Origin of the sequence: Sphingobacterium sp. 1.A.5 (assembly GCF_002734235.1) — a bacterium.
In the GTDB taxonomy this organism is placed as follows: Bacteria; Bacteroidota; Bacteroidia; order Sphingobacteriales; family Sphingobacteriaceae; genus Sphingobacterium; species Sphingobacterium daejeonense.
Map to the genome: position 1 here is coordinate 109,319 of NZ_PEBA01000064.1, position 24,117 is coordinate 133,435.

Here is a 24,117-nt window from a genome sequence, read left to right on the forward strand (position 1 = left end):
AGGTAAAAAATATTTACAAATTTGACAGTATGGAGACGTGTGGTTTTGTTCTCTAGGATTTCTTTTGATAAATATCGGTTGACCAAAAGAAATTCTCCTAAAGAGAAACAGGCAAATAAATTGATTTATCTGTGTTTGTTTGTAATATGGTCCTGCCATTTTTTAATGACAGCACATGTTTCGTAAGCTTCCTGCTTTACGAATTGTTTGAGCAGCGATTCAAGTGTTAGGATAAATTCATCCATGTGAATGAAATTTCCTTCTTCATCACGATAATCAGAAAGAATATCTAATAGAAAACAATGGGTTTCGAACTCACGGAATTTGTTCTGATAATTACGGTCTGCTTTAAGCCATAACTTTTCAAGTTGAAAGCCAGACTTAATGTGTAAATGACAGGCGTCTTCATACTCAGATCGATGGGTCTTGAGTTCCTTCTTCATTTTCTCGACACTAGTTTGCAGGTTATCATATAGTGATGATAAATGAATCTGCACTTCTCGTTGTTTTGAAATAAGTGGCATAATGTTGTTATTTTGCTCGCACGATTTTCAACAAGTATAATCTCATTTTGTTTTAATAATTTATTGATTATATGTGAATTAAATAATTATGTCGGTTATACTGGTTTAAAAGGAATATATTTGGTTTATGAATGAAGTTAAGATAAATGGTTTAAAATTGGAAATTTGTTCCAATTCAATTTTCTCAGCAAAGCAGGCAGAGGCTGGTGGAGCAAGTAGAATTGAGTTGTGTCAGAACTTAGAAAATGGAGGAACAACGCCATCTTATGGACAGATCAAATTAACAAGAGACAGCTTAAATATCGGTGTACATGTTTTAATAAGGCCAAGGACTGGTGATTTCCTTTATAACGATGATGAATTCAACGAAATCCGTCAAGATATTATTTATTGCAAAGAAGCGGGATGTGACGGAATTGTCATTGGAATATTGAATGCTGATGGTTCTGTTGATAAAGAAAGAATGAAAATTTTGGTAACAGAAGCTAAACCAATGTGTGTTGTATTCCATCGGGCATTTGATCGATGCAAGGATCCAATGCAGGCATTGGAGGATATCATTGAACTAGGATGTGACCGGATATTGACTTCAGGACAACAGAATACAGCATGGGAGGGAAGGGATCTTCTAAAGAAACTAGTTCAGCAAGCTGGGGATAGAATAGAAATAATGCCAGGCTCTGGAGTTGATGCAACGAATGTAACAGCAATCTTGAATTACACGGGTGCCAAAAGCATTCATTCTTCAGCAAAAGTGATTGAGAAATCAAAAATGGAATTTAAAATAGACTCTGTGAATGGGATGGATGAGGACGAAATTTACAGTTCTCAAGCGAAGGTTGAGGAGATTGTAGCACAAATAAAAAGCCTGTAGATATTCTACAGGCTTTTTTATGTTGTTGTTAAACTTATTTAGCGTCTGCTGAAAGTTTATCTAAGATTGCGTCATTCTTAGTGATTTGGCTGTTTTTCGGCATTTTGCTTTTTGAACCTGGTTCAATATTACGGCCAAGCTTTAAAAACTGTACTTCAACGCGTGCAACAGTTTTATTTCTTCTATCTTTTCTTTTTAAACGTGTAACTCCCATTGTGATAAAATATTTTTAATTGTTATTAACGAGGTCGGAAGCGGATTCGAACCGCTGTAGGAGGTTTTGCAGACCTCAGCCTAGCCACTCGGCCATCCGACCCTTTACCCTTACAGGCATGCAAAAATAGGATTAAATTTTAAAATAAAAAAACCTTTTTCGCTTTTTGTTTAGGTATTTCTTCTTAACATCTCTAAGGCATTGATTTTTAATTTAATTAATTGGTTATAGGGGATACCATAAGATGAAAATAAAATTTATTGAAAAATAAACACTTGATTATAAATGTTTTAATAAGGTATTTGTTTAAAATTTTCATTTTGGTCTAAACTTTGCAAGTCTTGCAGTGTCTCAACTACAATTAATGAGACCATTAAATAAGAAAAAATAAAAAGAATATGAAAAAATTATTACTTACTATGGGTGCTGCATTTTTATTAGCAGCTGGAGCACAAGCTCAAACTAGCTACGGATTAAAAGCTGGTGTTAACTTAGGTAAATATTCAAACCTTGGTTCAGATCAAAGCAATAACGTGTCTTTTCACGTAACAGGTTTTGCTGATATTCCAGTAGCATCTCAGTTCTCTATCCAACCAGGTGTTTCATTACAAGGTAAAGGAACTAAATTCACTGGTTCATTAGATAACTCTAGTGCAGAGTATACTAGAAATGTAATGTCTCTTGAAGTTCCTGTAAATGCTGTATATTATATTCCAGCTGGTGCAGGTAACGTTTTCTTGGGTGCTGGTCCTTATGTGGGATTCAATATTTCAGGTAAAGACAAATTAAAAGGAGATTTAGCTGGATATACTGGTGAAACTGAATGGGATTTAGAATTTTCAGGAGATAATAAAGATATGAATCTTATTGATGCTGGTGTTAACTTCCTAGGTGGTTACAAATTCAACAATGGATTATTAATCAACGCTGGTTATGGTTTAGGGTTAACAAATCTTAATCCTGGAGATGGCGATAATATCAATAGCCGTACCTTATCATTCGGTCTTGGTTTCCAATTCTAAGCAAATTGAAAAGGCTTAATCGCCTTAGTGAATAAATAAAGGGCAATCCGTTAGGGTTGCCTTTTTTTTTGCTTGTAACATTTAATGCCCTCAAATGTTATTTTGCGTCTGCTGATTAAATAATTGAAAAATTAAATGATTTCAAATATTTTAATAAAATAATTAATTGAATTTTTTAAAATTTTATAATAAAATCTTTATAGTAAATAATAGCATTCAATTTATTGTTAATTATTTTGAAAGTATAATAAAAGTAAATTACATTTACTTTATTAACAATAAATTATGATTTATGAAAAAAGTTTTATTATGGGCGATCCTATGTGGATTTGCGATTCCTGGAGCTATGGCTCAGACAGGATTTGGTCTAAAGGCTGGAGTCAACATGGCAAAAATGAATATTGAAGTTGAAAAAGGAGTGAAGACTCCGAGTCATGTGTCCTATTTTGTCACTGCATTCGCTGATTTACCTTTAGCTGACCAATTTTCAATCCAACCAGGTTTATCTTTGCAAGGAAAGGGTGCTAAAGCATCTATTAAAGAGGGTGAAAACGAAGCCTCTGTTCGTACGAATCTTATGGCAATAGAAATACCCGTAAACGCTGTATATTACATTCCTGCAGGTACTGGAGAAGTATTTATTGGTGCCGGACCTTACATTGGATACAATATCAGTGGAAAGTACAAGGAAACGGTCAATGGTAAAAGCGCAGAAGAGAAAATTAAATTTTCAGGGAAGGATAAAAATATGAAACCACTTGATTTTGGTATTAATGCTATGATAGGCTATAAGCTTTTTAGTGGACTATTGATAAATGCTGGTTATGGATTAGGGCTAGCAGATTTGAATGTTGACAAGGAGGAAAAAGCACTATCAAATAGAGTATTTTCAATAGGTGTTGGATTCCAATTTTAAGCTGAATTTTGCTAAATAAAAAGAGAAGGACTCGCTTAGGCGAGTCTTTATCTTTTACAGCAAAATTATCCTGTGTGAAATATTGTTAATTAACAGTTTGGTAACATTTATTTGTGGTTAGGTATAATACTTTTGGGTTCACATTATAAATAATCATTATGAAAAAAATTTTATCCTCAATGGCAATTGGCGCCTTGTCCATCTGTGCCTTACAGGCTCAAACTACTTATGGCCTAAAAGCTGGAATGAATCTATCAAAGGTCTCCAATCTAGAAGATCAAAAGTTCAACCCCTCTTACTTTATAACTGGTTTTGCAGACATTCCTTTGTCTTCTCAATTCTCTATTCAGCCGGGTGTATCCTTGCAAAGGAAAGGTGCAAAATTTCAATCAGCAGGTTTTAACTGGGATCAAACTCCAATGGAAGACTACAAATCAACATTAAATACGATGTCTATTGAGATTCCTGTAAATGCTGTATACTATGTTCCAGTCGGAAATGGGAAAATGTTTATTTCTGCTGGACCATACCTTGGATATAACATCAGTGGGAAAATCAAAGATTCAGGTCCAAATGGCGAAAGTGAACGTGATGTCAACTTCAGTGGAAACGACAAAAACATGAATAGACTAGATGCCGGCCTTAATTTTGGCCTAGGTTATAAGCTTTCTAATGGAATATTGTTCCAAGCAGGTTATGGCCTAGGTTTAAGCGATCTAAACGCCTCCAAGAACAGTAAATCCTTCTCCAATCGAACCATTAATTTCGGAGTAGGATTTCAGTTTTGAGATTAGATATGAGATGTGAGATATGAGATATGAGATTTGAGATATGAGATATGGGATAGAAGGTGAGCTATGAGGACTTGAGAGTTAAGAAATGATATCCCGGTTAATATCTCAAATCTCATATTTCATGCAACATAAAGTACGAAACTTATAAAACTTCATTTAAATACAATTTAAAATACATTTTGGTCTAAAATTAAATTATGAATCATGAAAACAATTTTATCAGTTCTAGGATTTTCCTTTATTTCCATTTTTGCAGCGAATGCTCAAACTACTTATGGTTTAAAAGCAGGAATGAATTTTTCCAAGATTACGGAGCGTAAATTCCAAAATTACACTCCTTCTTATTTTGTTACCGGATTTGCAGAATTTCCCCTGACATCCCGCTTGTCCATTCAACCAGGTTTGTCCTTACAGGGAAAAGGTTCTAAAACAATTGCTCCAGGTTCTATCATGGATCCTGATATAAAGGGGGATTATAAAGGGACTATGAATACCATGTCCATTGAAATTCCTATAAATATGATTTATTATGTTCCTGTTGGTTATGGCGATATCTTTCTTTCGGCAGGTCCATATATTGGCTATAATATTTCAGGAAAAATAAAGGAATCAAATTATGAGCCGGGTTCGACTCAAGAAAGGTCATCTGACATCAAATTCAGTGGAAATAATAAATACATGAACAGGATAGATGCCGGTGTTAATTTTGGTTTAGGTTATAAATTGAAAAATGGCCTTTTATTTCAAGCTGGATATGGACTCGGATTAACAGATCTAAATGGAATAAAGAATGTTTCATTACCTTCTTCCTCATATAGAACATTTAATTTCGGTGTAGGATTTCAGTTTTGAGATTAGATATGGATATCGATATGAGATATGAGATGTGAGATATGAGATTAGATATGAGATGTGAGACATGAGATTTGCGATAGAAAGGGTATTAGTATTTATTAAAGGAGATATGAGATTTGAGATATGAGATGTTAGATAGAAAGGGTATTAGTAGGTCCAATGGGAGAAATGGGATATGAGATGTGCGATAGAAAGTATTCTTTGGAAAATAAGAGTTGAGAAATGATTTTCCGGTTAATATCTCAAATCTCAATTCTCACATCTCAAATCTCGATAAGAAAAAAACAAAAGAGCCCATTTTTCAATGGGCTCTTAGTTTTTTTCTTATCGAAATCTATCACACTTTGATTTCAACTTCTACACCTGAAGGTAATTCTAATTTCATCAACGCATCAACAGTTTTTGAGTTAGATGAGTAGATGTCTAACAATCTCTTGTAAGAACACAATTGGAATTGCTCACGTGCTTTTTTGTTAACGTGTGGAGAACGTAAAACTGTATAGATTTTTTTCTCAGTAGGCAATGGAATAGGACCACTAACAACTGCACCTGTAGGTTTTACTGTTTTTACGATTTTCTCAGCTGATTTGTCAACCAAGTTGTAATCGTATGATTTCAATTTAATTCTGATTCTTTGGCTCATTATATATTTTGTTTTTAAGATGATCCCTGATTAGAGCTATTAACAACCAGGGATCGGTTTATTTTAATTCTAAAGATTAATCTTCTAGACCTTTAACTTTTCCTTTAGCTTTTGAGATCACATCTTCTTGTACGTTACGAGGAGCGTCTTCGTAGTGATCAAATTCCATTGTAGAAGTTGCACGGCCAGAAGTGATCGTACGTAACTGAGTTACATATCCGAACATTTCAGAAAGTGGTACTAATGCTTTGATTACTTGAGCTCCATTACGTGAATCCAAACCTTGCATTTGGCCACGACGACGGTTCAAGTCACCCATTACATCACCCATGTTTTCCTCTGGAGTCAATACTTCAACTTTCATGATAGGCTCCATTAATACTGGAGAACATTTAGGAAGTGCTGCACGGTAAGCCATCTTAGCTGCTAATTCGAAAGATAATGAGTCTGAATCGACTGCGTGGAATGAACCATCAATCAAACGAACTTTCATACCTGACAATTGGTAACCTGCTAAAACACCATTTTTCATGGAAACTTCGAATCCTTTTTGAACTGAAGGGATATATTCTTTAGGAATAGATCCACCTACGATTTCATTTACGAATTGAAGAGGATTTTTAACAACATCCCAATCCTCATCTGCAGGAGAGATAACAACTTTGATATCCGCGAATTTACCACGACCACCTGATTGTTTTTTGTAAACTTCACGGTGTTCAGTAGTTCCGTTGATAGACTCTTTGTAGGCAACTTGAGGAGCACCTTGGTTTACCTCAACCTTGAACTCACGTCTCAAACGGTCGATCAAGATATCTAAGTGAAGCTCACCCATACCTGAAATAACTGTTTGACCAGTGTCTTCGTCAGTTTTTACTACGAATGTAGGATCCTCTTCAGCTAATTTGCTAAGTCCGATACCTAATTTATCTACGTCAGCTTGAGTTTTAGGCTCGATCGCTAAACCAATAACTGGCTCAGGGAAAACCATTGATTCAAGAACGATAGGGTTTTTCTCGTCACATAAAGTATCACCAGTTTTGATGTCTTTGAAACCAACAACAGCACCGATGTCACCAGCACCAATTCTTTCGATTGGGTTTTGTTTGTTCGCGTGCATTTGGAAGATACGAGAGATACGCTCTTTGTTGCCTGAACGAGTGTTCAATACATAAGAACCAGCATCTAATACTCCTGAATAAACACGAGTGAAACATAAACGACCTACGAATGGGTCAGTAGCGATTTTGAAACCTAAAGCTGCGAATGGCTCAGACTCAGATGGCTTACGAACAATCTCTTCGCCAGTACGAGGGTCAGTACCTTTAACAGCCTCTTGATCCAATGGTGAAGGCAATAACTCCATAACGAAGTCAAGCATAGTTTGAACACCTTTGTTTTTGAAAGATGAACCACAAACCATAGGAACAATTGCATTATCTAAAACTGCTTTACGTAAAGCGTCTAAGATTTCGCGCTCTGTCAATGAATCTGGATCTTCGAAGAATTTCTCCATCAAAGACTCATCATATCCAGCAACAGCTTCTAATAATTTCTCACGGTATTCAGCAACCTCTTCCAACATATCCTCTGGAATTGGAACCTCAGTAAAGGTCATACCTTTATCAGCTTCATTCCAAACGATACCACGGTTGTTGATTAAGTCAACAACACCTTCGAAGTTATCTTCAGCACCGATAGGTAATTGAAGAGCTACTGCATCAGAACCTAACATTTCTTTTACTTGCTTAACTACTTTTAAGAAGTCAGCACCAGAACGGTCCATTTTATTTACGAAACCTATACGAGGAACTTTGTATCCATCCGCTAAACGCCAGTTAGTCTCCGATTGAGGCTCAACACCATCAACCGCAGAGAACAAGAATACAAGACCATCAAGTACACGTAATGAACGGTTTACTTCTACAGTAAAGTCAACGTGTCCTGGAGTGTCAATAACGTTTACTTGGTATTTTTTGTTACGGTAGTTCCAGAATACAGTTACAGCTGCAGAGGTAATCGTGATACCACGCTCTTGCTCTTGTGCCATCCAGTCAGTTGTAGCAGAACCTTCGTGAGTTTCTCCCAACTTGTGGTTTACACCAGAGTAGAATAATATACGCTCTGTAGTTGTTGTTTTACCAGCATCGATGTGTGCAGCGATACCAATATTTCTTACTAATTTTAAATCTTTTGCCATGTTATTTATTGCAGTTTGCCTATTGGCTGATTGTTATTTCTTTAGAAATAAATACACCGACTTTGATAATGGAAAAATCTATTATCTAAAGTCGGTGTAAACATATTTGATTCTTTTTGTTCAAAATTAGAATCTGAAGTGTGAGAACGCTTTGTTAGCCTCAGCCATCTTGTGCGTATCTTCTTTCTTCTTAACAGCAGCACCTTCACCTTTAGAAGCTGAAATGATTTCCCCCGCTAATTTTTCAAACATAGTTTTTTCACCACGTCTGCGTGCGTAAGAAATTAACCATTTCATACCTAAAGCGATTTTGCGCTCAGGACGAACTTCCATTGGTACTTGGAAGTTTGCACCACCAACACGACGAGATTTAACCTCTACTGCTGGCATTACATTGTTAAGAGCTTTTTTCCAAGTCTCAAGACCATTCTCTTGAGTCTTTTGCTCTACTAATTCAACTGCATCGTAAAAAATTGAATAGGCGATAGATTTCTTACCGTCTACCATCATATTGTTTACGAAACGAGTTACCTGAACATCGTTAAACTTTGGATCAGGTAAAATGATTCTCTTTTTTGGTTTTGCTTTTCTCATTTTCTTTTCCTCCGTTTATTTTTTCTTACCTTTTGCTGGTGCAGCTGCTGCTTGTCCTGGTTTAGGACGTTTTGTTCCGTATTTAGAACGACGTTGGTTACGACCTGCAACACCTGAAGTATCTAATGCACCACGAATGATGTGGTAACGAACTCCTGGTAAGTCTTTAACACGACCGCCACGAATTAATACGATTGAGTGCTCTTGTAAGTTGTGGCCTTCTCCTGGGATGTAAGCATTAACCTCTTTACCGTTTGTTAAACGAACACGAGCTACTTTACGCATTGCTGAGTTTGGTTTTTTAGGGGTAGTAGTGTATACACGCGTACACACACCTCTTCGCTGTGGACATGAGTCCAACGCTGGTGACTTACTCTTGTCTACCAGAGCTACTCTACCTTTTCTAACTAGTTGTTGAATAGTAGGCATTTACCTGTTTTTCTTTTTTTGATTTTGTTAAAAAATGTTTTTAAGTCCGCAAAGATATAAAGAATAATTTAAAGTGTAAAGAGTTGTATGTTAAGTTTTTTGAAAATAGACATAAGACATAAGACAAAAGACAGAAGAATTGAGACAACTTGAATTATAGTTTTTATTTCCAACAGGCGATTTCAACCATTAATAGTTCAAAGGCGATTTCAGACATTATTTCTTTTGTAATTGACATAATACCCAAATACAAAATGAACCTGCAAAATTTAACTCTTGCAGGTTCTATTGTCTTATGTCTTATGTCTATTGTCTACTTAGCTTATCAAAGTAAAATCAATCTGTCTCTTCTCAAGATCGACTTTTTTGACTTTGATTTGGACCTCATCACCGAGTTGATAGGTTTTCTTCTTTCTCTGACCGATAATTGCGAAGTTCTTTTCGTCTAAGGTGTAAAAGTCATCGGTGATATCTCTTAGGCGTACCATACCCTCACACTTGTTTTCCTCAATCTCAACGTACATTCCCCATTCTGTGACACCAGAAACAATTCCTTTGTATTCCACACCGATCTGGTCTTGCAAGAATTCTGCTTGTTTGTATTTTACTGAAGCTCTTTCTGCTTCCGCAGCTTTTTTCTCCATCTGTGACGAATGCTCCGACATTTTTTCATAATGTTCAGCATTGACCTTCTTACCACCGTCAAGATAATATTGCAGTAATCTATGCACCATAACATCTGGGTAACGACGGATAGGGGAGGTGAAGTGCGTGTAATAATCAAAGGCCAAACCGTAATGAGAGGTCTTCTTAGTTGTATAAATCGCCTTTGCCATAGATCTAATGGCAAGTGATGTCAAAAGATTTTGTTCTTTGGAGCCTTCGATTTTTGTCATTAATGCATTTAAGGACTTTGCAGCCTCTTTGTCAGTCTTTATACTCAGACGGTGACCAAACCTCGAAGCGAACAATGAGAAGTTCGTCAATGTTTCGGTATTAGGTACATCGTGGAATCTATAAACAAATGGAAGTTTGTTTTTGCCTTTTCCCTGTCTGCCGATATATTCAGCAACTTTCCTGTTGGCAAGGAGCATAAAATCCTCAATTAATTTATGAGCTTCTTTTCTAACTTTAGTGTATACTCCAATTGGCTTGCCATTTTCATCGAGGTTGAATTTTACCTCATCGGTTTCAAAACTAATTGCTCCAGCTTTGAATTTTCGTTCTCTAAGAATTTCTGCAAGTTCGTTCAGTTTCAATATTGGTTCTGAAAGTTCATCTTCTTTTCCTTCGATAATTTCTTGAGCTTCTTCATAGCTGAATCTACGATCGGAGTGTATAACAGTTCTTCCAAACCATTGTTCCAATACATTTGCTTTATCATCAAGTTCAAAAACTGCGGAAAAACACAATTTATCTTCGTTGGGCCTTAAGGAACATAAATTGTTTGAAAGCCTTTCAGGTAGCATTGGAATCACCCTGTCAACTAAATAAACGGATGTGCCCCTTTCAAAGGCTTCTTTATCTAAAACGGTATCTGGAATCACATAGTGTGACACATCAGCGATATGAACTCCGATTTCATAATTTCCATTCTCCAATTTTTTGAATGAAATAGCATCATCGAAATCTTTGGCGTCAGCTGGGTCAATAGTAAATGTTGTAGTGCCTCTGAAATCCTGGCGTTTTGCAATCTCTTCTTCCGAAATGACATCAGAAATTGCATTTGCAGCATCTTCGACTGCTTTGGGAAATTCCAGTGGAAAACCAAAGTCTGCCAAGATAGCATTCATTTCTGTATTGTTCTCGCCTTTTTTACCTAGGATGTTTTTTACTTTACCGATAGGGTTTTTAGCATTCTTTGGCCATTCAAGAATTGAAACGACTACTTTTTCTCCATTTTTTGCCCCGTTAAGGTTGTCCAATGGAATAAAAATATCATGGAGCATTTTCCTATCATCGGGTTGAAAAAATGCATAGGTCTTGGAAATGTCGATTGTACCTGTGAAATCGGTCTTCGCTCTTTGTAAAATCTCAACTACTTCCCCTTCGCGCTTGCGTCCTTTCTTGCGTTCATAAACATGGACTTTGACAATGTCATTATGCAGTGCCTGCCTTAGTTTTCGAGGTGCCACGTAAATGTCGTTTTCATCCTCATCATCTGGTACAATGTAGGCCGATCCATCGGCGGTCATATCCACCTTTCCTGTAACATACACATGGAGCTGTTTGAGCTGAAATTTACCTCGGTCAGGTTGGTTGAAAAGACCAGACTTTATCCCATCTGCAAGGATGTCGGAAATCGCAACTTTGGAGTCACTGTCTGTGATGTTTAATTTTGCTGCTACCTGTTTATAGTTAAGTGCGGTGTTACCGGATTTTTCAAAAATATCAACGATCAGTTGGGTTAAAACTTCTTTGTAAGGATTCTCTTTTCTTGATTTCATATGCTGTCGTTTTGTCTGTTCTTTCATCATTTTATTTTCCGATGAAAGCTAGGAGAGGAGGGTAGCGTTGTATCTAATTATTGTTATTTATTTTCTGCTTCTCCAGTCGTCGAAACTAATATACTGAAAACTGCCCATTTTTGTTTTAAATAAAAAAAATGGGTAATAATTATTTTATCCCATTTGTATATAAATATAAAATCTATTTTAGCTTATAAATAGTGCTGATTATTAATTAAATATGATTAATATGCTAAAAATATATTAAGATATTAATTATGTAATTGTCTGATTATCAAATCAAAATGAATAAATTACTGTTTAAAGGTTGTTATTGCTAAACTTTTTACATTAAACTAATAAGTATTTCAAAATATTGTAAAACTCTATAAATAAGACTTTTAAAAATTTTATAACTAAAAATTAGCAAAGTATAAAAATTATGTTTAGCAGACGTTTTTGGTGTAAAAATATTGCCCATGAAAAATCTTTTGGAGAAAGATTTTCATGGGCAATTTATATAAATTTTATGAGATTTTAAGTTGTTTTTTTGTTGCAAGAGTTACAAATCCCTACAGCATTAATGGCAATAGAATGCAATGAAAAGTTGTTTGGTAAGCTAATTTTTGGAAGGGCTATTTCATCGAGACAGAAGACAGAATTGCAGACTGAGCAAATGAAATGTACATGCTGATCATGGTGGTGATCCGAGGTACACTTGGTCGAACAGAATGCATAAGTTGCCGTTCCGTTCAGATCAAAAACTTTGTGTAAAATTCCTTTTTCTTCAAAACTTGCCAGTATCCTGTATAGAGTAACTCGGTCAATTTCATTGCCCAAAATCTTCTCCAATTCTGGCTGTGAAATGGCTGATGTTTTTGTAGAAATTATGTCCAAAACCCTAAGTCTTGGTTGAGTAACTTTTAGTTGGTTTGTCTTTAAAACTTGGCTGAATTCTTCTAATTTTTCAGGCTCCAATTCCATGCTCAGTTCCGCTTTCATGATATAAATTTACGGAATAAATTTGGGTAATAAAAAAGCCCTTACATGGTGATGTAAGGGCTTTATATTTTGTGAATAATTTTGAATTATTTACCTGCAGCTTTAGCGTGGTCTGCTAAGAATTGAGCTAAACCGCTATCCGTTAAAGGGTGTTTCAATAAAGCTGTAATTGCTGACAATGGTCCTGTCATAACATCAGCGCCGATTTTAGCACAGCCTAATATGTGCGCGCTGTGACGTACTGAAGCCGCTAAGATTTGAGTTTCAAACCCATAATTGTCGTAAATCTCACGGATTTCTTCGATTAAACCTAAGCCATCTACTGAAATATCATCCAAACGACCGATAAAAGGAGATACATACGTAGCACCTGCTTTTGCAGCTAATAATGCTTGACCAGCAGAAAAAACCAACGTACAGTTTGTTTTAATTCCTTTTTTGCTGAAATATTTTATTGCTTTAACACCATCTTTAATCATCGGAACTTTAACAACAATCTTGCTGTCTAATGCCGCCAATGCTTCACCTTCTTTGATCATTCCTTCATAATCTGTTGAAATAACCTCTGCGCTAACATCACCATCAACGATGTCGCAAATCGCTTTATAGTGGTTGATTACATTTTCTTCACCAGAAATACCTTCTTTAGCCATTAAGCTAGGGTTGGTTGTTACTCCGTCTAAAACGCCAAGATCTTGAGCTTCTTTGATTTGTTCAAGGTTTGCGGTATCAATAAAAAATTTCATGATAGTATTTGAATTAATTTTGTTTTGTAGTATTCCAGCATTCTTGCGTGGACCATGCAAAGGTAGTTATATTGTTTTAAGATTTGAAGTTATAACCCTCTAAACCAATAGAATTATTCAAATCTGGAATTATTTTAACCATGTTACAACAATTAACACCCTTTTAATGTTATCAAATTAAAGGATTGAAGTATTTTAATAGTTCTTCTATTTAATGACTTCCAAATTGAATTACAATCCGTTATCTTTAAAAAAGCTGTAACAAGAATTCGCATTTCATGCAAATATTTAGATCTCTTAAGTATCCCAATTATCGATTACATGTCATAGGTCAATCTATATCTCTATTAGGTACTTGGATGCAAAGGATAGCTATAAGTTGGCTCGTTTACCAACTTACAGACTCCGTATTCTGGCTAGGCTTTGTATCTTTTATTTCTCTTTTACCCTCGCTAGTTCTGTCACCATTCATTGGTGCATTCGTGGATAGGCATAAAAAATATAAGCTGGTTCTGATTACTCAATTTGGATTAATGATCCAAGCCGGATTATTGGCCTTATTGGTCTATTTAAAGATGGAATCAGTTCTCTATTTGTCAATTCTAGGTTTTATTCAGGGCGTAGTCAATGCGTTTGATGTGCTTGGCAGGCAAGCTTTATTAGTAAATTTGGTAGATGAAAGGAAGGATTTGCCCAATGCTATTGCATTAAATAGTTCCATATTTAATGCTGCAAGGATGATAGGTCCAGCGATCGGTGGAATTTTGCTGTCTACATACGGTGAATTGGCCTGTTTTACCCTGAATTTTGTGAGCTTTATACCGGTAATCATCTGTTTGTTAATGATGAATGTAAAGGAAAGAGTGATCATTATACCCAATGAAAGTGCATTCCAAGGACTAGTCCATGGATTTAACTACTTAAAAAGGTCTCCCCATATCGCGTCCTTAATCATTATTCTAACATTTTCAAGTTTACTGGTTATTCCTTATACATCTTTGCTTCCTGCAGTGGCACGCGAGCTTTTTCATGGTGATGAAAGAACATTTTCATGGTTCGAGAGTGCTGCCGGATTGGGAGCCATGATTGGAGCTATTAATATGGCGAGACTAAAGACAGGCGAAAACTTGAGATACAGAGTAATGTTTGCAGCATTTTTTATGGGGATTTCGCTCGTTTTGTTAGCATTTGCTCATTATTTGCCGTCGGCTTTATTCTTTACGGGTGCTGTTTCATTTGCAATGATGATGCAGAACTCATCTATAAATACTTATATCCAAACGCATGCAATGCCAGCTTACCGAGCTAGGGCAATGTCTTATTATGTGATGGCATTTCAAGGGATTTTCCCAATAGGAAGTTTATTGACAGGTGCGGTAGCGGAAATTATTGGAATAAAAAACACCCTCTATGTAATGGGAGGGTGTGGTATTTTAATATCATTAGGGTTTTATATCTATCTGAGATTACATATTCAACGTAAATTATTCAAATTTAATTTACGCTGATTTAAGGTAAGCGTATTCTTTTTGTAATCAATTTTTGCCCCGAATAATTGAAGGATATCTCCACCTAATACGCCTATTACAGGGTCTAAACCTATTTGGCTATAGGCAAAATTAATTGAACTTAAGTCTAATACTGCTGCAGTAAAGTTTCGTGTAGACCAATCTGAGAGTTTCATTAAGGGAATAGTAATCATAAAACTCTGCATATTATTGGTTCCTAATCCGGTAGAAAGGATGTCCGTTATTAAGAATTCCTCTTCATTTATCCCTGAACTCAACAGTGTTTCTTTATCTAATACAGTTTTAGAGGCACCTGTATCAATGACCATTTTGAATTTTTTCTCAAAAATTTCGACTTCTGTAATAATATGAAAGCCATCGGCTTGCAGGCCGATGACTTCAAATGGAATATTTTGCATTTATAATTTAAAATTTATCTTATTTCTTCAAAACGCCCTCATCAAAAAGAACATCATTCATCTTTCTAACAGCGTCAGCACTTGCTTTAAACAGCTCTTCTTCTTCTGATGAAAGATTCATAGGTACGATACGGTCCCAACCCTTTGCGTTAATAATCACTGGAACACCGACATTGATATCTTCCTGTCCATATTCGCCTTCTAAATATACTGACGCAGTAAACAATCTGTTTTGGTCTCTGACTATGCTTTCAACCATTGCAGCTGCTGCAGCACCAGGTGCATACCATGCAGAAGTACCAATTAAGGCAGTCAAAGTAGCACCTCCAACCATGGTTTTCTTCACAATTTCCTGCTCTTCCTCTTCTGTTAAGAAATCTGAAACTGGAACACTGTTCCATGTTGCATGTTTTATTAATGGAATCATGGTAGTGTCGCCATGACCTCCGATTACAATTGCATTTAGATCATTGGCTGATGCATTCAGTTTGTCAGAAATCTGATATTTAAACCTTGCTGAATCCAATGCTCCACCCATTCCAATAATCCTGTTTTTTGGTAATCCACTAGATTTTAAGGCTAGGTAAGTCATCGTATCCATAGGATTCGATACAATTAAAATGATAATATCTGGAGAATGTTTGATTAAGTTTTCTACTACGGACTTAACAATATTAGCATTGGTGCCTATCAATTCTTCACGAGTCATACCTGGTTTTCTAGGAATCCCAGATGTAATTACTGCAACGGTTGATCCAGCTGTCGCTAAATAATCATTTGTTACACCTTTGATAGTAGAGTCAAAACCCAATAATGCAGAAGTCTGCATCATGTCTTGAGCCTTGCCTTCAGCAAATCCTTCTTTAATGTCCAACAAAATGATTTCTTCAGCTACATTTCTTCTAACAAGATTATCAGCGGTCGTTGCTCCAACTGCCCCTGCTCCAACTACGGTTATTTTCATATAGTTAAGGGTTATATTTATTTACTTTAAATTTAACAAAAATAATCGTCAATGAAGCGTCAGGACCGTCAATTTAATGTAATTCAATAATTTTGAGCAAAAAAAAGAGCAACATTTAATTGTTGCTCTTTCTGTTAGAATGGATAACCTATTGCTAAGTTGAAGACCAAATTCTCCCTTCTCCAATCTCTATTTCTTATATCGATATATTTAAATACCCAGCGGTCGTCTTTTGGACGGTATGGAACCCTAAATGGGATTGCAAAATCTGTACGTATGATTAGGAAGTCAAGATCCAATCTTAATCCCAATCCACCACCAACAGCTAATTCACTTAAAAATTCTTTACTGAATTGACCTCCAGGTTTATTCTCGTCCTTGTTTTGCAACCAAACATTACCAGCGTCGATAAATGCTGCCCAATGAAGCATGCCGGCAATCTTTGCTCTATATTCAGTGTTCAATTCCAATTTGTAGTCACCCGTTTGGTCTGCAAAGAAATTTTCCTCACCTAGGTTTTCTGGGAGTGATGAACCTGGTCCTACAGCACGTGCTCTGAATGCTCTCAATCCATTGGGACCACCGGTGTAATATTGTTTTAAATAAGGTAATGAACGGGAGTTACCATATGAATAACTGGTACCAATCATTATACGTGACGCTAGGGTAGAGGTTGGTGTTATTTTTAAATAATGCCTCAAATCAGCTTCAGCTTTTATAAATTGAGAATATGGTGTGCCAAATAATTCTTTAACATTCCCCTCATTGTAATTTGCTCCTTGAATCAATCCTAAAATGTTACCTGAAGTATTTAGGCCTGCTTTTGCATAAAAAGTATGCTTTTTGTTCTCCATGGTATTCGTGAAGGTGTAAACATAGTTTGGACCGAAAGAGAACTGAGGGTCAACAATATGTCTCAGTGTTGGAACGGTGTCCATCTGTGCCCTATATTCATCTGAAATACCGCGAGGCTGAACATAAATAATCTCTGCCAAGGTTAAATTATGATCTTTCTGTTGGTTCTCTTTCCAAGCATAACCATAGTTCAAGGTCATGGAATTCAAAGTATAGGCTGTCCTACGGTTCAAGAACTCGTAACCTGCTTTTAAAAATGTTTTTGGAATATATTGTTTGCTAGGAGCCCATTTATATGGAGAAAGTAAACGTGGCCATGTAATTGAAACTTCAGTACCATAACGGATATAGCTTGAATTTAAATTTACATTACCTCCAGTTTGTGTTTCATAACCCCCAAATAAGGAAACCGTTAAAGTCTCAAATCCTTTAAATGCATTTTTCAATGTCCAATTGGCATTTACTTCCGTACCATTATACACAGCTGCGGTCTTACCAACTAGCTCGAATCGAATAGATTTCTTTTCCATCGGAGTCAAATAATAATAAACATCTAAATGGTTGGTAGAATCAGGACTGTCGACAAATTCATTCTTAACAAATTTAAATGTGTTTAAATTTACTAAGTGGTTGATAGTCATATTATGATTCCAGCGGTTGTACATCTGCTCTGGTTCTAAGAATAGATGATTCGCTAATACCTTCTTCCGATATTTATTCTCAGGATCAATAATATAAAATTTATCATCGTACTTCTTGACACTACGAGGTATTCGTCTCCTGGATCCACTAGTTTCTTTATAATCAGCAAATACGTAGACATTACCTATATGTTGTGGTTCTTTTGCCTGCTTTGGCGTTTCGGGTTTGACAGTCATGTACATATTGACTTTATTATCGCCAATGGTACTATCTACTTCTACTAATAAATTGTCCGGACTGAAATAATAATATCCTTGGTCTTTCAATTTATTGTCTATCCTGTCCCTTTCATTTAAGATAACGTCCAAATTGTAATTGTTTCCAGGCCTTAATAAACTTTCATTTTTAGTTGCCATAATAGAATTACCAAATCTAGTATTACTGTCAACTTCAAATTTTACTTCATTTATACGATAAATCTTTCCTGGAAATGCATCATAACGAACGGTCGCCATCTTGCCATCAATCAATGTGTCTGAAGTAACCCGAGCTGTAAAGAAACCAAGATTCTCCATCTTATTGCGGAGTAGGTTTTCGTTATATTCACGGTTTACATCACTTAATAAAACAGGTTCTTGGCCTTGTTTTTTCAACCATCTCCTGATAAAATTATTGCTGGTGTCTGGACCCCCGCCCATATTCCATAATCCTACCTTGAAATAAACTCCTAAGATTTTACTGTTCGGTTTCGGCAATAATGCTTCCTCCAAATAACTTTCAAATCCTTCTTTTCGCTCTTTTGCTATTGTATCATTATGGATTACAACATCCCCTTCCTTATAGAATTTATCGCCTTCAGCAACATATTTGGTTGGATTACAACTTGAAATAAGCAATAACCCTATAGAAAAGGCCAGAAACTGTTTAATTTTCATTGTTGCCTCCTTCTTCTTCTTCGTTTTTAATAGCAGATTTATTTGGTTCAATTATTTGATTGTTCGTTGTATCTCTATTTGTTGTATCTCTTCTTGTAGAATCAATAGGATTTATTGTACTATCTTGATTCTTTAGCTCTTCCTGTTTTCTTTCTTGCTCTCTTTCTTCCATTCTTTTTCTAAACTCAGGGCTATGGATCATTAAGCTGTCACGGATAACCATTCTTACCGAATCACGGTATACAGAATCTGTTTCCATCCTGTCAACATCAAATCTCCTTCTGAAACCACGACTATCGGTATTATAATACTCCTGCAATGCCTTAGAGTTCATGAATAATTCTCTAAATCTATTATAGCTCATATTGATGATAAAACCTATACCGGTCTCCACAAATTGACCTTGTAAAGTCGCTTGGTATTGGTTTTTGCGGTAGACACGAGCAAAGTATCGACCATCTTTAGATAATTGATAATCAAGAGAAATGTCGCCAGCAATATTTGAAGCTTTTTCACCCGGACGTGTGTTACCTTCCACCTCAAAATTAGAACCGATGGTGATTTTTAACCTGTCATCAAACAACATTTTAGAAATACCAACATTTAAATCTGTTCTGGTCTGAGCATTACCTGTCAAATAATCTTCTTCAGAATTTAAGTTGAAATCCAACTCAACTCCTTTGATAAGATCTGAAGCCAGGTTGTTTAACTGCCCGGTCAAGAATGAACTTACTGTGCTTCTTACCATTGCCTCAGTACCTCCACCAGATAAACTTTCAAATGGATTTGCAGACATAAATCTTCCTAAAGCAATCAAAGAGAAAACTTGTTTGTTCAGTTCTGCTGGGTCTTCACGTAAATTTGAAAGAGCAATATTTACTTTACTTACTACATCTTGAGAAACAATTGCATTGTTTTCATCTAGATCGATATCAAAATTTATTTGAGGCTTGAATAATTCACCTGTAAGTTTCAATAGGACATTAAACGGAACACGTTGTTTATATAAATTTTGGCTTTCCGAAGAAATTTGGTTCTGAACCAATTCTAATGTTGCAAATTTACCAGTATAAACCGCCGTGATATCCAATCTTGCATCTAATGGATCCCCATTCCAGGTTATTGTACTACCTTTTTGGAAACTAAAATCTTTAGAAATTGGACCGAAGGAGAAAGTATAGTCACCTTTCTCTACGGTGAAAGTTCCTGACATCGTTATCTTATCGTTGGCATCAATACTTGTATTGATTTCAGCAATACCTTGGATATTCAATGCATCTTGAGTTCCTTCATCTAAAATTACTTTAAACTTAGCATCTGGGTCTGTAGTTAAATTCAAAGCTATGTCGTATCCTGATAGGGTGTTCGAAACAGTCGTCATAGAATCTAACTGCGCAAAAACGTTTGCCCTAGCCGTATCACTTCTATCAACAAATTTTACCACACCTTCACGCTGTGCTACACCCGGATCTTCATTAGGAACTATAAAGTTGAAATCAGTATTGTCATTAGCTTTAACATTACCATCGATTCTTGGTTTATTTAAATCACCAGTGATTCTCAAGTTTGAGGTAACATACATTTTTCCAAAGAAAAGGTCGTTATCCAATCGGGTAGAATTCATCACCTCAAAGTTGTCGGTAGTTAAATTCAGGTTAAAAACAAAGTCTGTATAAGTTGATGTTTTTATGGTACCATTTAACCTAGCAACGTTGTTTTTAGAATCCACTAAATTAAATTGTCTGAAAGTAATTCCTTGATCGTTGAAATAAATCTTTTGATTGTCAACTTTCATGTTAGAGTTTAACATCGAAGCATTTATGATAGCGTCGCGGAATGTTAGTTCTCCATTTATCCGTGGGGCAGAGGTAGTACCGGTAATTTTAAGAGTACCTTCTAAATCTCCCTGTGCGTCACGTAAATTCCCTAAACTGAATGCTTCGATTGTCTTCATCCGCATTGGATTCAGATTTAGAGTAGCATCAATTTGCATATCTCCTTCTGGTGGAGAGATTACATCACCCACTAAATGAACATCATTTCCATTTTCCGTAATTCTAACATCAGCAGAATATGTATTTTCCTTGATGTTATTAACTTTCAATGCGACATTACCAATGGTATCTGTACCAAAGAAAAATTTATCTATTGTCAAGTCTGAAACAAATACTGGTGTAGACTCAAATCTTGAAACAGTAGCATTTCCGTTTATTCCACCGCCAAGTTTCAATGTTTCAGATTGCAGCATTTCAGTAATGGTTTCAATCCTAAAGTTGTTGAAGTTTAGATCAACAGGTGAATTGAACGTTGAATCTTGAGATTGTATCCTTAATTCTTGGCCATCATTGGACAAGATAAATCCAGACGCTCGAACACCACGGTCTCCAAAACTGATTACATTATTAGGCTCAATATCCCAATCTTCATAATTCAACATCAATCCGTCCTCTTTCAAGGAAATATTGTAACTATTATTAGCAACTTGCATTGTCGCTCCTAAATGGTATTGCTCTTTATCTTCTTTATCCTTGATCCATAAACCAAAGTCCACATTGTTCTCTACGACGCTACCACTCATAACTGTGTTTCGTAGTTCAATGTTATTTACCAATATATGACCAATCAAAGCATTATAGTACATTGTACTATCCGCAGTAATAATATCCAATCCGACATTCTCGATTTCTGTGCCTGCATAGGTAATTTTCGGCGCTAGCAGTTTGGCCATTAGGTTATGATCAGCACTATTAAAAGTACCATCGAGGGTAACATCTTGCATTTCCGTCAAGTCCGGAAGAAAATCTCTAATAATTCTTGAATGATTTAATCGCGCAGAAAACTCAAATTGCTGCGGCGAATATTCATATTTGACATGTTGACCCGTAGGATTATAATATGTTTGAATAATATCCTGAATAGAAGATCCTAATTCAGTTAATTTATAATCCCCAGTCAAATGGGCATTTAAAAACTCTGAGCTTAATATTATTGTATTTTTTCCGGTATCAGATTGTGCTGTTAAAGCAACGGTGTCCAAAGCATATAGATCTTTTTCATATGCTATAGATGAATTGGTGACATAAAGTGAGCCATTAAGATTATCTAAATCCAAGGTTTCAAAATCTGCTATAATCTTTCCGTGATATCTCACATTCTGATCCATCAGCTTAAGATTTTTGAAATTAATGCTGTCGATCATCATTTCAGCATATAATTTTGGAAATTGTCCACGCATATCAGCCTGGATATTGGCATCTAAGTCAATATTTGGATCAGGGCTATGCAGGGTTCCTGCAATATCTCCGGATTTTGCTGTCAAATCAAATTCAATGTTTTTGTAACTATAACCCATTGCATCAAATTGATTCAGAGTTCCTACAACATCCGCGTCCATAGTTTTCGGATTCAAACCTGTACCATTCACCTGCGCTTGAGCTGAAACATAGCCTAAAACAGAATCTTGTTTTAAAAATTCACCTAAATTGAAATTATCTACAGTTACAAAGGCATTGTAAGTGGTGTCTCTGCCCATGTTTAATTTTCCATTAACTGTAGCATTACCTTGTTCAGTTATCAGCTTCATATTAGCATCAAAGCCCGTCATTCCTCCTTTGAATGTTCCTGCCAAGCTGATATTTCTTGGTAATTGAATGCTGTCTGGCATCAATGAAGGTGCAATAAGTTGATTAAGATCATTTCTACCTGTCACCAATTTTTTCAGATCTAAATCAATATAGAGTTTATCCATGTCAGGTAACCCTTTGATGTGAGCTGTAGCAATAAGATGCGTATTGTTTAATGTCTTGAATTCAAACCTTGGGATTCGTAAATCATTTAATTTACCCATTACACGACCATCTATGTAGAATTTTTTGGTCATTAATGGTTTCATTACTTCTTCTTTTTCTAAGTCTGGTGCTAAAAATCTAATATCCTTCATGTCAATATGACTTTTCTTGATATTCGCATTGATAGTCATTGCAGAAGGATTTTCGGAAACTGCATCCAAGGAAGGGTATGATATTTCAATCTCATCACGTATCAATGTATTCGGAGTCTCCAATAACAGGTCTTTAATGGTTGCTCCTGTATTGGTATAAACAAAATCTCCTTTGAGCTGATTTAGTTTAAAGCCTGAATGGTCTGCAACAGTTAAACCCTTTAGGTTACCTGAAATGGAATCCGAAGAGTAATAAACATCATCCATTGCGCCAGCAAGGTCCGTAAGCTTAAGATTAAAATAGTCAATTCCTTTAGTACGAGGTTGGTTATCATCCTTATACCAAACATTGGTGTTTTCAATGACGAGCTTATTTACCGAAACCTGCCAATTCATGGAAGTGGTCGTGGTATCAACTTCGTCATCAAAAGTATGCTCCTGAGTAGTTTTGCCAAATAAAACCTCTGAATCAGAATCAGATAATTTTATTTCCTTCAATTTTACAATTTCTTTGTTTAAATCTATTTGTTCGACATTACCAGCTAAGTTTTTGATATCAAACTTAGTTTCCATGTTGATCGCTTTGTCGTGATATCGAACCAAAATATTCTTTAAATCTAATGTTTTGATATCGATATCTGGAAGTAAGCTAGTGGTTTCTACAGTTTTGTCCGTGATTCCGAAATCAGATGCTTTAACAGAATCTTGACCTGTGATGACCTGCCATTGAGTAATGCTGGCAGATAGACCATCAATTTTTACATCCGGCATACCGAATGCCATATTATTAGTAAGGTCAAATTTAGTTACTCTAGTATTGAATTTATTTAGAAAAATATCAGCCGAAGTTCCTATAACATCATCTTTATATTTGAATTTTATATTTTCAAATAATACTTTATCTATATCGAAAGTTAGAGCAGAAGTTGAGTCAGCAGTAGGAGTGCTTTCTTTTTCTGTTGCAAAGGCTGCGACGATGTAATCAAAATTGAAACTACTGTCAGGGAGTTTACGGTTAATCTTGGCAGTAATTCCTTTCAACTCTAATTCATTGATCTCAACAGTATTTTTTAATAACTTGAACATATTGATGTCAACCATCAACGATTCACCCGCTAATAAGGTATCTTTAGATTGATCAGCAAAGAAGACATTGTTTAATTCCAGCTTTTTTGGGAAATTAATATAAATATGGCCAATATCAACTTGAGTTCCTAATTTATTCTCAAGGTAATTCGAAACCTTTCCCACTACATAATTTTGTACTGAGGGTAAGCGAATTAAAAAAACTAATAGTAAAAGTAATGCTATTATGGAACCAATTATCCACAAGACTGTTTTTAATACGATTCGACCAAATCTATTCAAAGCCTGATATATATCCTTTAATAATTATTAATGTATCCTTACTTAACACCTTTAGGCAACTTTTGTTTAAAAATAAATCAATTTAATTGCGGCATTATTTTCATGCAAATATATACTTTGAAAAGGAAAAAACCCTTTATTTCTTTATTGACATACACCAAATTCAAGCAAGGAATGTGCCGCTTATTCTATTAATAATCAATTTGTTTACATTAACTATTTTGAT

The 24,117-nt window shown here is 35.7% G+C and carries 19 protein-coding genes and 1 tRNA gene; 6 read left to right on the top strand and 14 right to left on the bottom strand.

Annotated features, from left to right (window positions below):
• Nucleotides 1-125 precede the first annotated feature (125 nt).
• Entirely contained in the window at nucleotides 126-524 is a 399-nt protein-coding gene (locus tag CRT24_RS18395; protein WP_099372563.1) for a hypothetical protein, read from the bottom strand.
• A gap of 127 nt (nucleotides 525-651) precedes the next feature.
• On the opposite strand from CRT24_RS18395, the gene CRT24_RS18400 reads away from it, so the two are divergent.
• A complete protein-coding gene (locus CRT24_RS18400) occupies nucleotides 652-1,398 on the top strand; it encodes a copper homeostasis protein CutC (RefSeq protein ID WP_099372564.1) in 747 nt (248 codons plus the stop codon).
• 34 nt (nucleotides 1,399-1,432) lie between these two features.
• On the opposite strand, the gene CRT24_RS18405 is transcribed toward CRT24_RS18400, so the two are convergent.
• Together CRT24_RS18405 and CRT24_RS18410 are read right to left on the bottom strand one after the other, a co-directional pair.
• A complete protein-coding gene (locus tag CRT24_RS18405; RefSeq protein WP_099372565.1) occupies nucleotides 1,433-1,612 on the bottom strand; it encodes a spore protein in 180 nt (59 codons plus the stop codon).
• 31 nt (nucleotides 1,613-1,643) lie between these two features.
• Nucleotides 1,644-1,714, bottom strand: a tRNA-Cys gene (locus CRT24_RS18410).
• A gap of 296 nt (nucleotides 1,715-2,010) precedes the next feature.
• Between CRT24_RS18410 and CRT24_RS18415 the strand changes: the two genes are divergently transcribed.
• The 4 genes from CRT24_RS18415 (at nucleotide 2,011) to CRT24_RS18430 (ending at nucleotide 5,196) form a co-directional block, all read left to right on the top strand.
• A complete protein-coding gene (locus CRT24_RS18415; RefSeq protein WP_099372566.1) occupies nucleotides 2,011-2,634 on the top strand; it encodes a porin family protein in 624 nt (207 codons plus the stop codon).
• A gap of 292 nt (nucleotides 2,635-2,926) precedes the next feature.
• A complete protein-coding gene (locus CRT24_RS18420; RefSeq protein ID WP_099372567.1) occupies nucleotides 2,927-3,550 on the top strand; it encodes a porin family protein in 624 nt (207 codons plus the stop codon).
• 158 nt (nucleotides 3,551-3,708) lie between these two features.
• Nucleotides 3,709-4,338, top strand: a complete 630-nt coding sequence (locus CRT24_RS18425) for a porin family protein (protein ID WP_099372568.1) — start codon at nucleotides 3,709-3,711, stop codon at nucleotides 4,336-4,338.
• A gap of 210 nt (nucleotides 4,339-4,548) precedes the next feature.
• Complete coding sequence (locus tag CRT24_RS18430; protein ID WP_099372569.1) at nucleotides 4,549-5,196, top strand: porin family protein; 648 nt, start codon at nucleotides 4,549-4,551, stop codon at nucleotides 5,194-5,196.
• Between the two features lie 340 nt (nucleotides 5,197-5,536).
• Here the strand turns inward: CRT24_RS18430 and rpsJ are convergent, their stop codons facing one another.
• The 7 genes from rpsJ to fsa form a co-directional block, all read right to left on the bottom strand.
• On the bottom strand, nucleotides 5,537-5,842 hold the full coding sequence (gene rpsJ, locus CRT24_RS18435; RefSeq protein WP_013667229.1) for a 30S ribosomal protein S10: 306 nt from the start codon (nucleotides 5,840-5,842) through the stop codon (nucleotides 5,537-5,539).
• A 76-nt stretch (nucleotides 5,843-5,918) separates the two neighbouring features.
• Nucleotides 5,919-8,042, bottom strand: a complete 2,124-nt coding sequence (gene fusA, locus CRT24_RS18440; RefSeq protein ID WP_099372570.1) for an elongation factor G — start codon at nucleotides 8,040-8,042, stop codon at nucleotides 5,919-5,921.
• Between the two features lie 126 nt (nucleotides 8,043-8,168).
• Nucleotides 8,169-8,636: a 30S ribosomal protein S7 gene (gene rpsG / locus CRT24_RS18445; protein ID WP_099372571.1), complete on the bottom strand. Its 468-nt coding sequence runs from the start codon at nucleotides 8,634-8,636 to the stop codon at nucleotides 8,169-8,171.
• Between the two features lie 15 nt (nucleotides 8,637-8,651).
• A complete protein-coding gene (rpsL, locus tag CRT24_RS18450; protein WP_002993550.1) occupies nucleotides 8,652-9,065 on the bottom strand; it encodes a 30S ribosomal protein S12 in 414 nt (137 codons plus the stop codon).
• Nucleotides 9,066-9,382: 317 nt separating this feature from the next.
• Nucleotides 9,383-11,512, bottom strand: coding sequence for a ribonuclease R (gene rnr, locus CRT24_RS18455; RefSeq protein ID WP_099372641.1), 2,130 nt, complete (start codon nucleotides 11,510-11,512; stop codon nucleotides 9,383-9,385).
• Between the two features lie 537 nt (nucleotides 11,513-12,049).
• Complete coding sequence (locus CRT24_RS18460; RefSeq protein ID WP_099372572.1) at nucleotides 12,050-12,514, bottom strand: Fur family transcriptional regulator; 465 nt, start codon at nucleotides 12,512-12,514, stop codon at nucleotides 12,050-12,052.
• Nucleotides 12,515-12,600: 86 nt separating this feature from the next.
• Nucleotides 12,601-13,260 carry a fructose-6-phosphate aldolase gene (gene fsa / locus CRT24_RS18465; protein WP_099372573.1) on the bottom strand — a complete coding sequence of 220 codons (660 nt, stop codon included), beginning with the start codon at nucleotides 13,258-13,260 and terminating at the stop codon, nucleotides 12,601-12,603.
• Between the two features lie 278 nt (nucleotides 13,261-13,538).
• Here fsa and CRT24_RS18470 point away from each other — a divergent pair, with 278 nt between their 5' ends.
• Nucleotides 13,539-14,768 (top strand): MFS transporter, encoded by a 1,230-nt coding sequence (locus CRT24_RS18470; RefSeq protein ID WP_099372574.1) that lies wholly within the window; start codon nucleotides 13,539-13,541, stop codon nucleotides 14,766-14,768.
• On the opposite strand, the gene CRT24_RS18475 is transcribed toward CRT24_RS18470, so the two are convergent.
• The 4 genes from CRT24_RS18475 to CRT24_RS18490 form a co-directional block, all read right to left on the bottom strand.
• Nucleotides 14,735-15,187 (bottom strand): retropepsin-like aspartic protease, encoded by a 453-nt coding sequence (locus CRT24_RS18475; protein WP_099372575.1) that lies wholly within the window; start codon nucleotides 15,185-15,187, stop codon nucleotides 14,735-14,737. The genes CRT24_RS18470 and CRT24_RS18475 overlap by 34 nt on opposite strands.
• A 19-nt stretch (nucleotides 15,188-15,206) precedes the next feature.
• Nucleotides 15,207-16,151, bottom strand: coding sequence for a malate dehydrogenase (locus CRT24_RS18480; protein WP_099372576.1), 945 nt, complete (start codon nucleotides 16,149-16,151; stop codon nucleotides 15,207-15,209).
• A 134-nt stretch (nucleotides 16,152-16,285) separates the two neighbouring features.
• The gene (locus tag CRT24_RS18485; RefSeq protein WP_099372577.1) at nucleotides 16,286-18,583 is read right to left on the bottom strand and encodes a BamA/TamA family outer membrane protein; all 2,298 of its coding nucleotides are present in this window, start codon (nucleotides 18,581-18,583) and stop codon (nucleotides 16,286-16,288) included.
• Nucleotides 18,573-23,774: a translocation/assembly module TamB gene (locus CRT24_RS18490; RefSeq protein ID WP_257214090.1), complete on the bottom strand. Its 5,202-nt coding sequence runs from the start codon at nucleotides 23,772-23,774 to the stop codon at nucleotides 18,573-18,575. Before CRT24_RS18490 ends, CRT24_RS18485 begins: the two co-directional genes overlap by 11 nt.
• Nucleotides 23,775-24,117: the final 343 nt, after the last annotated feature.